Raw genomic sequence first — 10,725 nt, 5'->3', positions numbered from 1 at the left:
GGCGTGCCCAAAGAGAGCCTTGGCCCAACTCGTTTCATCAGCGATAAACATAATGCACCTTGAAAGGTAAAAGAGTAATTAGATCATATAGTTGATCTAATTTAAATAGTAAAATGTCGATAACCAATTTGAATGGGTGTCATTAATTTAAACGACCAGCGTACGGATAAATCTACCCCTAGCAGCAAAAACTGATTTGCGCCTGCGGCCCAATGCTAGAGCAAGCGTTCGCCTACACATTCAGGAAACTCGGTGCTCATGGGAAGGCAGAGGGTGTCTGCTCCGTCGACCCTCCGCGCCAGGGAGGGCGCGGCGGAGCTCCCATGGATGGGTTTACGGCGAGTCGAGCGGAGTAGTGCGCTCTGCCTGACTTCCACTCAAACTTCAACAAAAAGATGTGATTAAGTGACAGGCTTATAGCTTACAGCTTCGAGCTGTCAGTTAAGGGGCTTATTCAAATTGGGACTACCTTAGAACAGCGTAATCAGCTATATATTTCGGGCTAACTACTATGTAATGGCCGTCGACGATTAAAATGCCAGCTGAAAAAGCTATATCTGCTTGTAAAAATAAAGCAATGATTTTTACTAGGCAATATCGAATAAGTTGATTACTATCACATTGTATAAACATTGTGATAAACTTGTTCGCACAAAAATCGTCTAAATGTCAACAATTACATCAGGGTACTCGTAGAATGTCCGATTTCCGTCAAGAAGCACTCGATTATCATGCTTTCCCTACTCCGGGAAAGATCTCTGTTGAAATCAGTAAGCCGGCAGAAACCGCCAAGGATCTCGCCTTAGCCTACAGCCCAGGTGTGGCCGAGCCAGTGCGTGAAATCGCTGCTGACCCAGACAACGCCTACAAATATACCGCTAAAGGTAACCTGGTTGCCGTTATCACCAACGGTACCGCCATTTTAGGGCTAGGTAACTTAGGTCCACTGGCTGCTAAGCCGGTAATGGAAGGTAAATCTTTACTGTTTAAGCGCTTCGCTAACATCGACTCAGTAGACATCGAAGTTAAGCACCGCACTACGGAAGAATTCATTCAAGTAGTAGCAGCCATTGCCGATACTTTTGGCGGCATCAACCTAGAAGATATCAAGGCACCTGAGTGTTTTGAAATTGAAAAGGCACTGATTGAACGCTGTAACGTACCTGTATTCCACGATGACCAGCATGGTACCGCTATTGTAACTGCGGCTGGCCTGATCAACTCACTGGAAGTTCAGGGCAAGCGTATCGAAGAAGCCCACATAGTGTGTATGGGTGCTGGCGCTGCCGCCGTTGCTTGTATGCAACTGCTGATCAAGTGTGGCGCTCAGCGTGAAAACATCTATATGCTGGATCGTAATGGTGTTATCCACTCTCGTCGCGAAGACCTGAATGAGTACAAGTCACTGTTCGCTAACAATACCGACAAGCGCACGCTAGAAGACGTGATCACTGGCGCCGACGTATTCGTAGGTGTTTCTGGCCCAGACGTATTGCCAGCCGAAGCTGTAGCATTAATGGCTGACAAGCCAGTTATCTTCGCTTGCTCTAACCCAGATCCAGAAATCAAGCCAGAATTGGCGCACTCTGTACGTCAAGATTTGATTATGGGTACCGGTCGTTCTGACTACCCAAATCAGGTAAACAACGTATTGTGTTTCCCATTCATCTTCCGTGGTGCACTCGACGTTCGTGCGTCTTGCATCAACGACGAGATGAAAGTAGCTGCCGTCGATGCAATTCGTGGTTTAGCGAAAGAAACCGTACCACAAGCGGTATTAGACGCTTCAGGTTACGAGAAGCTGGAGTTTGGCGCAGACTACGTCATTCCTAAGCCAATGGATCCACGTTTGCTACCTCGCGTTGCACGCGCCGTAGCAATTGCTGCCGTTGCCTCTGGTGTTGCTGCTCTCGAACTGCCAGAAAACTACATGCTGGATTAACCTCCGCGCATGATAGTAAAAAAGGGAGCCTCGGCTCCCTTTTTTGATCGCTTTATTTAGGCAAAGAGTATCTAACCAAAAACTGCAGCACGGCATAAAAGAGGTCGAATGAATTCGACCCTACCATTAGTTATGTTTAGCCGCTTCGCAGATACTCTTATGTCTTCCTCTTCACGCTTACCCTTCACCGTCTTTTAAGATAAACCCCAGCTTCTACATGATGGGTATAAGGGAACTGGTCAAACAGCGCAAATTGGCTGATGGTGTGCGTCTGGGATAAAGTTGCTAAATTTTTCTGCAGCGTCTCTGGGTTACAAGAGACATAAAGAATATTGTCATATTCCTGCACCAGCTTAACGGTTTCTTCGTCTAGCCCGGCTCGAGGTGGATCGACCAAAATGGTATTGCAGTTATAACTGCTTAAGTCGATGCCTTTTAAGCGGCGAAACTCGCGCACGCCACGCATAGCTTGAGTAAACTCTTCGGCCGACATTCGTAAAATAGTCACATTATCAATATTATTAGCCGCAATATTATATTGTGCAGACTTCACCGAGGAACTAGCAATTTCGGTCGCTAGCACCCGATTAAAATTAGGCGCTAATGCCAGCGAGAAGTTACCGTTACCACAATACAATTCCAGCAAATCACCGCTGGCACCTTGTGTGACTTCCAACGCCCAACCCAACATTTTTTCATTCATGCGGCCGTTTGGCTGGGTAAAGCTATTTTCTACTTGCTGATAAATCAGTTCGTTATCCGCAACCTGTAGTTTTTCTACAACATAATCTTGGCCCAGCACCCACTTTTGCTTTTTAGCGCGGCCAATAATGCTGGCATGAATACCTTGCTGTTGTAGCAGCTCGCGTACCGCTTGCATGGCGTCTTGCCAAACTTCATCTAGCTGGCGGTGATACAAGAGGCTGATCACTAGCTCGCCGCTAAGTGACGATAAAAAGTCTACTTGAAACAAGCTACGGCGCAGCACAGGGTCGGGCTTTAAGGCTTCTAACAGCGCCGGCATGGCCTGATTAATCAACAATGAGGCAATCGGAAAGTGGTCGACGCGGTATTGCTGTTTGGTGGCCTGATCAAACATGATGTAGTACAAGTCATCATCTTGATGCCATACCCGAAACTCAGCGCGCATCCGATAATGCTCGGGCTCAGAGGCAAACACATCTAAGCTCGGCGGATTAAAAGGCGCAAAGGTATCTTGCAGCTGGCTTACTTTAGCATCCAGCTGGGCCTGATAGGTGTGCGGGTTAACCACTGTGCTCATGATATGCCTCTCTTAAAAACGAAGCGCAAATTCTAGCACGGACCAGCAGTAATTAGTGTTGAGTTGTGAGTGTTGAATGCTGAGTTTGCCCAAAAACACCGCAACGTCTTAGTATCTATGTAAGCCGCCGTATTTTTACAAAGAGTATTCGACGAGTCTGCGCAGCAGAGTAATCGTGAAAAATGTTGCCACGCAGTTCACAAAAGAGCACAGAACAATAGAGATAATAGCGGAAAGCACCTTATTTTTTAGGCCGGTTTGGCCTTGTTTAAAGGTCTGCCTGTTGGCACAGACCTCGCAGCTAAAACTACGGCTACAGAGAATTCATGTTTAGCTCTTGCCATTAAAAGTCACCGTTCGTTTTTATCCCATCGTAATTCTTCCGTGGATTCCGTGGCGAAAAATCCTTAGTCTCTAGATTTTTCCCAAGGAGCTAACATGCGCCGCCCTAAACCTGATGATTTACGTGAATGGTGTTATCCATTTATCTACGAGACCCGTCTGACTTGTGATTATGAAATTCTCACCGACGAACTCTGCTGTCATATTGGCGTGGTGCTATCGATGTTGCCGGAAGAGTTTGCCGACATTCGTGCCGACCTAGAGCAGCTACAACCGTTGATCTACAACTTGAATGGGTCGGTGCGGGGTAAACATGGTATTTTTGAGGAGGATATCGAATGGCTAAAAGCCAGATACACCTACTATCAGCAGGCTAGTGAAGGGCGAGTAACGGGCTTTGTTTTACCCAGAGGGCCAGCGCCAGTACCCCAGCTACACTTGTGCCGTTGCATCGGTAAAAAAATAGTACGTATGTTAGTGCGATTAGAGCAAGAGGGTAGAAAGTTCGACGAAACTTTGCCTCGGTTTGCCAACGTATTAGCTAACTTTTTCTTTGTACTGACCGTCGCCATCAAGCATCGTCAGGGCGTTACCGAAGTCCCTTATATCAGCATCAATTACTAAGCCGCTATACCATGATGGAAAAGTCGGCCGCAGTGTTAAACTGCGGCCGAGGCACCTATCCTGCTAGCGTCTGAGTTAGCTGGCGATCGAATGCCTGACGGCGTTCGTTATCAAGCTGCTCACGGATGCGCTGCTCTAAGCGACGGCCATGCTCGTCAAAGCCCCAGCGGCTTAGGGTATTCAAATCATTCACGGCTTCATTCATCTTTAATGTGTCGCTGTTAATCTGTTGATACTTATTGAGCAGCTGCTTCGCCTGCATCAGACGAACGGAAGGGTGTCGGCTTAAATAAAAACGCCGCCGCGCTTGTGGCGTGGCGGCGTTGCATATGGATTTCCTTGTGGTAGCGCTTGCTGAGTTAATTAACCTCGGCTGGTTTTCGATATGGATTTTCTGGCAATTGATCGGCGCGCAGCGGTGGGCGTCGAGCGTCTTGCTTGGGGCCGTAGGCGCTACTTAAATACTCTAAAATAGTCCCCTCTGTGTTGGCATCAAACTGCCATAGCCCTTGGCTTTTCTGCATCCAGCGGATCAACGATAACCAGTGTTCACGGCTACCACTATTTTGCGTTACTAGGCTTGCCGAGTGGCAAGCAATACAATTATTACGCACCGTCTCCCAACCTGGCGCAATAATAAAGCCGGTTTGTGGGTCTTGCTCTGCGGCCAAAGCAGGAGTCGCCGCCAGCCCCAACAATAATAAACTCACAGCAATAGGGTGTGCCATTACGCCTCCTAGACCACTTGTACCGCGATACGATGACAAGCATTATTTAAATAGCCTTTTGGATTCCAGCCAGCTACTACCATGGGTTGAGACTGCCCTTTACTGTCTACTGCCCTTGCCCAGATTTCGTAATAACCTTTTTCAGGGAAGTTAAACTCACTGTGCCAATGCTGCCAAGCTAGTCGATTTGCTGGTGCCCGCAGCTCGGCTTTTTGCCAAGTAATGCCGAAGTCCATAGAAACATGGAAGTCTTTTACTTCCAGATCGCCCGCCCAAGCGTGGCCGCGTACTGGGAAAGGTTCGCCTAATTTGTGGCTGATACCGGTTTTTGGAAAGGTGATTAGCGACCTAACCGGCATAGAACCAATAATTTCCATGTCTTCATTGGGCACTTGTGTACCAGGTGCGACCGGATATTTAGGTACACTGTAAGACGGGGCTGCCATCTTATTGCCATCGTGTACCTTGTTGCGTATCACTATTTTTTTCAGCCACTTACCCGAAGTTGAAGCCGGCCAGCCGCCACACACCAAACGTAACGGATGCCCGTTCAATAACGGAAGGTCTTCATCGTTCATGGCCCAGGCGATCAGCGTTTCGTCTTCCAGTGCCTTAGACATGGGAACCCCTCGCGAGATAGCCTCTTTGCTGGAATCGCCACTGGGGTGCAAATCTGCGGCGTAATAGCCGATATAAACCGCGTCTTTCTTAATGCCACAGGCTTCTAGCACGTCTTTCAATCGTACCCCGGTAAACTTAGGGCAGGCCACGGCGCCGGTAGTCCACTGGTTGCCGCTGGCAGCAGGCACAAATTCGCTGCGGCCATTACCGCCACATTCCAGCGTTAGCTGATAGCTGTAATGTTTAAAGCGAGATTTCAGTTCGGCAATAGTGAAGGTGGTGGGTTTTTCACAAGACTCGCCGGCGATTTCAAGCGTCCAGCTCGCCGGATCCAATAATTTGCTATCGGGCACTATGCCATTGTTACGCACAAACATATGCTTGGCTGGCGTAATTTCGTCGTCCAGCAGGTGAGGTGGGGTTTCGGCGTTAAGCGGCCGGTCGTTAAGAATGATCAGGCCTTCTTTGCCTGGAATGGCAAAAGGTTCATTAGACTGGGCAAAGGCGGCTGGAATTAGCCCAGCCGGCATATTTTTAGAGAAGGGGATGCTGGCACCGATTGCTGTGGCCATAGCAAGCAGGCCGCCACGCTTAAGAAATCCTCGGCGGCTGCCCTTGTCAGTTTCACGGTTCCATACCAACTCATCGGCTTTAATTGGATCTTCTGCGTAAAGCTCATGCAGCCCTCTGCTGGGCTGGTCATGTTTATTCTTTGGATCGTTTTCCATCTCGCTCTCTCCTTGTACGCACACCGCGTCTGACCATAACCATAGTTGAAGCAGCCTAGCAAATTACTAAATGTTACTGTTATGTAAATATTAATGAACTGAGACCTAGGTCATATTCATTTTTATAAGGAAGTATAGACACTCTCCCCCTGTATATGCATATACAGTCAGGCTGACTTTTCTTATAATGCGCGCGCTTTGGTGCCAACTGGCATAAACGGGAATCCGGTGTAAATCCGGAGCTGGCGCGCAGCGGTAACGAGGAACGACACGACACGGGGTAACTCAGGCACTGCTCAATAAAGAGTGGGAAGCCGTCGTTTAGGTGAGCTCAGGCTCGAGCCTCCAAGTCCGAAAACCTGCCAAAGCGCTCACAGGAAGGCCAGCAGGCCATCACTACGCGTACTAGGGAAGTATATCAATGTCTAAAAAATGGCTGGCGGCAGCGGCTCTGTTGCCATGGGCGGCGCTTGCCCAAAACTCAACTCTTTCTCAAAATGATGATGCTACCGAGATCACCATTTACAACAAAGTTAAACAATCAGCTACCAGCGCCCTTGCGCCAGTAACAGTAATCACCAAAGCTGACATCGAGCGCCGCCAGCCGCGATCATTAGTGGATCTGCTAGAAACCCTGCCGGGCATGCAGTTTGGTAGCCAGAGCGGTGGTATTGGGCAAACCAGTAGCTTATTTGTGCGAGGCACTAACTCTAATCAAGTGTTGGTGTTACTCAATGGTCGCCCCATGGCACAAATGGTCAACTCTAACGTCGATTTTAGCCAGTTGCCGGTGAATAACGTCGAGCGCATCGAATATATTCGTGGCCCTCGTGCTGCTATTTATGGTTCTAAAGCCATAGGTGGCGTAGTTAACATTATTACCACCTCGCAAGTGAATGATACGAAGCTGAGTGTGACCGGTGGCAGCAATGATTATTATGCAGCTGATGTATCCATTAACCAGTGGGTTACGGACGCCACTCGCCTTCAACTGGCTACCGGCTATCGAGAAACACGTGGCTACGATGTGCAGCCTAATAATAGCCAGTCAGATCGCGATGGTTTTGAGAGCAAAAACCTGACGTTAGGCATCGAGCATAAACTGAATCAAGCGTGGACTTGGGATGCGAATCTTAATGGTTGGGAAAATAACTTAGAGTACGATTTTGGTGAGCCGGCTTGGCTTGGTTTTTCTGCTAATAAAAATAATACTGAAACCTATCAAATTGACACTGGACTACAATATCAAACGCAACAATTAACTAGTCAGATAAATGCCAGTTATAGCGAGTATAAAGCTGAAGATTGGAATAAAGAAGGTGGTAGTAGTTATAGCAATAAGAGCTTTGCTACTACTCGCTTAGATGGATTAATGCAGTACCACTACTCTGAGCAAAGTTATGGGTTAGCTGGTATAGATTGGCAGCAAGACCGCCAGTTGTCTGATTCTACAGGAACACTGCAGCCGGATCGTGATAATACTGGCGTGTTTGCCTCAGCCTTTCATGCTTGGAACCCTGTTTCTTTTGAACTAACTGGTCGAGTGGATGATAACGAGCAATTTGGTACTCATGGCACTTGGCAAAGTACATTGTCACTGGCTTTAACTGAAGAGCATGCAGCTACGCTGAGTTACGGTACCGGGTTTAGGGCTCCAACTTTTGGTGAAATCGCTTCAGCAGAAGATGTAGGTTCTCTGGAACCAGAAAAGTCGAAAAACTGGGAGTTAGGCCTTACTGGTGATTATGATTTATTAAATTGGCAGTTGAATTATTATCGGAATGAGATAAGTAATTTAATGGTGTATTCTAATACACCTCCTTATTCGCTTATTAACTCGACAAAGAATACAGATGCTTTAATCAAAGGTGTTGAGTTAGTAGTGAAAGCGACTACTGGTCCAGTAAATCATACTGCTAGTTTTGACTACACTGATGCTAAAGATATTGGAACTACAAAGCAGTTACTCAACCGTGCCAAACGTAAATTCAGTTGGACTGCTGATATGAATATAGCGAGAGCTAATCTGTTTGCCCAAGTTTTATATATGGGTAATCGGGAGACCTATGGCGCAGTTAATAAGGAGTACACCCCTTCTTACACCATCTGGAACATAGGTGCTCGTTACCCACTAACGCAGCAGTTGACCCTGAACGGCAAGATCAACAACTTGTTCGATAAAGACTATCAGGTAGTTAGTGGCTACGACGCCCCAGACATGGAATTCTACGTCGGTGCCGATTACCGTTTCTAATCGCAGCTAAATTTTTATTTCTGAACACGACGTAATTTCGAAGCCGGCTTAGTGCCGGCTTTTTCATTCTTGCCTTTGGCGCTATCATACAGCCTTGCACAGTGAGGGCGGCTTTACGCATTGAGGACGGGCAGTGGCAAATATTTTAATCTTCGACTCCGGTATGGGCGGCTTGTCTGTGTATCGCGAGCTCAGGCAGACCCTGTCGGGTCATCAGTACCTTTATCTATTTGATAACGCCTGCTTTCCCTACGGCGAGTTAACAGAATCGCGTTTAGTAGAGCGGGTCGTCGAGTTGTTTACGGCTTTTGTCGCGCGCCATCCGGTGGATATCGCCATTATCGCCTGCAACACCGCCAGCACTTATGTGCTGCCAGCCTTACGCCAATGTCTCACCATTCCGGTAGTGGGCGTGGTGCCTGCCATTAAACCTGCAGCCGAATACAGTCGTCAACATCAAGCGGCTAATTCCTCAACTAGCAAACCCGGTCATATCGGTTTGTTAGCCACGCCAGGCACGGTATCTCGTCGCTATACTGCCGAGCTGATTCAAAGCTTTGCCGCCGACTTGCAAGTAACTATGCTGGGCACTACCGAGTTGGTAGAAATGGCCGAAGACAAGCTATCAGGTCTGCCTGTTGATATGCCACAGCTATATAAGGTGTTAGCCCCTTGGCTTGGCGAGCAAGGGCCAGATACCTTGGTGTTGGGGTGCACCCACTTTCCGCTGTTGGCCGCTGAAATTAGCCAATGCTTACCTAATGCCAAATTAATTGACTCAGGGGCCGCTATCGCGCGCCGAGTGATCACTTTATTAGTAGAGCAAGAAGAGGGCTGTCAGCGAGGAGATCAAGCAGGGCGATTATTTTGTACTCGGCTAACAAAAAAAGCCCGGCAACAGGCCGGGGCTTTTAGTAAAGAAGGGTTTGGTGCACTCGAGTGTTTTACCCCTTAATTTGGCTTAATGAGTTATAGCCAAGCTAAGTGCAATTACGACTGAGTTTGTTCGCCGTTGCCTTCTTCGTCATCTTTACGTTCATTTGCTTCTCTCACCTTCAGCGTTCGCTGCTGAAACTCCGAATCGTTTAATGCCTGTTGTGCCGCTAATGCGGCATCACTTGGCATTTCAACAAATCCAAAGCCGCGGCGCTTGCCGGTGTGCTTGTCTTTCATCAGCCTGACCGATAATACTTGGCCAAAGCCTTCAAACAGCGCTCTTACCGAAGCCTCGTTCGCACGGTAAGGCAGGTTTCCTACATATAAGGTAGTAGTGGGAATTTCTGCAGGCACAGCAGGGCGAGTGATTAAAGGAATCAAGAAACCGCCCAACAATAAACCAAGTGCAAAAAGAACGTCAGCAGAAAGTGAAGGCGCAGCCCAGCCAACAACAAAATAGCCAATTAGAGCCAACACAACAGCATAAAGGGCAGACTGAATATAAACAGGATAATGGGATAACTTCATCGGCAGTCCAATCTCAAAGTGGATGAATGTGCATGGCATGCCCACATTAACCTAATGCAGCACACGCCATCGATTACAGCATAGCCTCAATTGAGCTACGGAGTAACGCTTGATGTCAATAAGCGTAATAAATGTGATCTAAAAAGCCTTGTTAGTAAAGGGTGAAGGGTAACGAGTGAAGGCTGGGCGAGATAAAATCTAACATCCAGCACCGGATCTTAAAGGCCAAAAACTGTTTTGCTACGGGAGTAATGTGTAAAGAGGACGAGCTGAACCAGTCTTAAAGACAAGCACGGTCTTTTCCGTCTGACCGGACTTGCGACCGGATCTGCACTGTTGACTCACTATGCTTAAACGCTCCGCCTTCGGCGGAATGCGAGAGTAAGCGTTCGCCTACAAATGATAAACCCTTGTCTCTAAAGATCCCTTTTCAGATTTTATCTCTATTTTCCGTGTATTCCGTTGCTAAAAGGGTTGGATTTATCTTATCTCAGTCTAGCTTGGCGCTATGCGCTGTGCATAACTCTGTATATAACCTGTGTTTTTGCTGGGTATTTGACCTAACGGTCACCAAAGGCCTATTTCTAGCAATTAAGTGCTTGCGCTAAAAGCGCAAATCTCTATACTCCACCTCACTGACACGGGGCAAGTCGCTCACGGTCACAAGGGTTTGTAAGAACGGAAATTAAGTTCGAAACAAACACTTGACGAATACTACGGAATGCGTAGAATACGCATCC

At 47.6% G+C, this 10,725-nt stretch carries 9 protein-coding genes and 1 riboswitch; of the genes, 4 read left to right on the top strand and 5 right to left on the bottom strand.

Annotation, left to right across the window (positions count from 1 at the left end):
* The first annotated feature begins 697 nt into the window (after positions 1-697).
* Positions 698-1,942, top strand: coding sequence for a malic enzyme-like NAD(P)-binding protein (locus tag ACFQ1C_RS11635; RefSeq protein WP_379558786.1), 1,245 nt, complete (start codon positions 698-700; stop codon positions 1,940-1,942).
* A gap of 184 nt (positions 1,943-2,126) precedes the next feature.
* Here the strand turns inward: ACFQ1C_RS11635 and trmA are convergent, their stop codons facing one another.
* Complete coding sequence (gene trmA / locus ACFQ1C_RS11630) at positions 2,127-3,224, bottom strand: tRNA (uridine(54)-C5)-methyltransferase TrmA (RefSeq protein WP_379558785.1); 1,098 nt, start codon at positions 3,222-3,224, stop codon at positions 2,127-2,129.
* A 438-nt stretch (positions 3,225-3,662) separates the two neighbouring features.
* Here trmA and ACFQ1C_RS11625 point away from each other — a divergent pair, with 438 nt between their 5' ends.
* Positions 3,663-4,190: an ATP--cob(I)alamin adenosyltransferase gene (locus tag ACFQ1C_RS11625; RefSeq protein ID WP_379558784.1), complete on the top strand. Its 528-nt coding sequence runs from the start codon at positions 3,663-3,665 to the stop codon at positions 4,188-4,190.
* Between the two features lie 55 nt (positions 4,191-4,245).
* Here the strand turns inward: ACFQ1C_RS11625 and ACFQ1C_RS11620 are convergent, their stop codons facing one another.
* The 3 genes from ACFQ1C_RS11620 to ACFQ1C_RS11610 form a co-directional block, all read right to left on the bottom strand.
* The gene (locus tag ACFQ1C_RS11620) at positions 4,246-4,452 is read right to left on the bottom strand and encodes a hypothetical protein (RefSeq protein WP_379558783.1); all 207 of its coding nucleotides are present in this window, start codon (positions 4,450-4,452) and stop codon (positions 4,246-4,248) included.
* A gap of 97 nt (positions 4,453-4,549) precedes the next feature.
* Complete coding sequence (locus ACFQ1C_RS11615; RefSeq protein ID WP_379558782.1) at positions 4,550-4,918, bottom strand: hypothetical protein; 369 nt, start codon at positions 4,916-4,918, stop codon at positions 4,550-4,552.
* Positions 4,919-4,926: 8 nt separating this feature from the next.
* Entirely contained in the window at positions 4,927-6,267 is a 1,341-nt protein-coding gene (locus ACFQ1C_RS11610; protein ID WP_379558781.1) for a sulfite oxidase, read from the bottom strand.
* A gap of 182 nt (positions 6,268-6,449) precedes the next feature.
* Positions 6,450-6,648: riboswitch (cobalamin riboswitch) on the top strand.
* Between the two features lie 40 nt (positions 6,649-6,688).
* On the opposite strand from ACFQ1C_RS11610, the gene ACFQ1C_RS11605 reads away from it, so the two are divergent.
* Both ACFQ1C_RS11605 and murI read left to right on the top strand, forming a co-directional pair.
* Positions 6,689-8,521, top strand: coding sequence for a TonB-dependent receptor domain-containing protein (locus ACFQ1C_RS11605; protein WP_379558780.1), 1,833 nt, complete (start codon positions 6,689-6,691; stop codon positions 8,519-8,521).
* A 133-nt stretch (positions 8,522-8,654) separates the two neighbouring features.
* Complete coding sequence (murI, locus tag ACFQ1C_RS11600) at positions 8,655-9,476, top strand: glutamate racemase (protein ID WP_379558779.1); 822 nt, start codon at positions 8,655-8,657, stop codon at positions 9,474-9,476.
* Positions 9,477-9,511: 35 nt separating this feature from the next.
* Here murI and ACFQ1C_RS11595 read toward each other — a convergent pair whose 3' ends face one another.
* A complete protein-coding gene (locus tag ACFQ1C_RS11595) occupies positions 9,512-9,985 on the bottom strand; it encodes an RNA recognition motif domain-containing protein (protein ID WP_379558787.1) in 474 nt (157 codons plus the stop codon).
* Positions 9,986-10,725: the final 740 nt, after the last annotated feature.

The sequence above is a fragment of the Oceanisphaera ostreae genome, from assembly GCF_042676125.1.
Classification (GTDB): domain Bacteria; phylum Pseudomonadota; class Gammaproteobacteria; order Enterobacterales; family Aeromonadaceae; genus Oceanimonas; species Oceanimonas ostreae.
The sequence above is the reverse complement of the archived record's forward strand: the minus strand, read 5'-3'. Positions and strand labels throughout refer to the sequence as shown.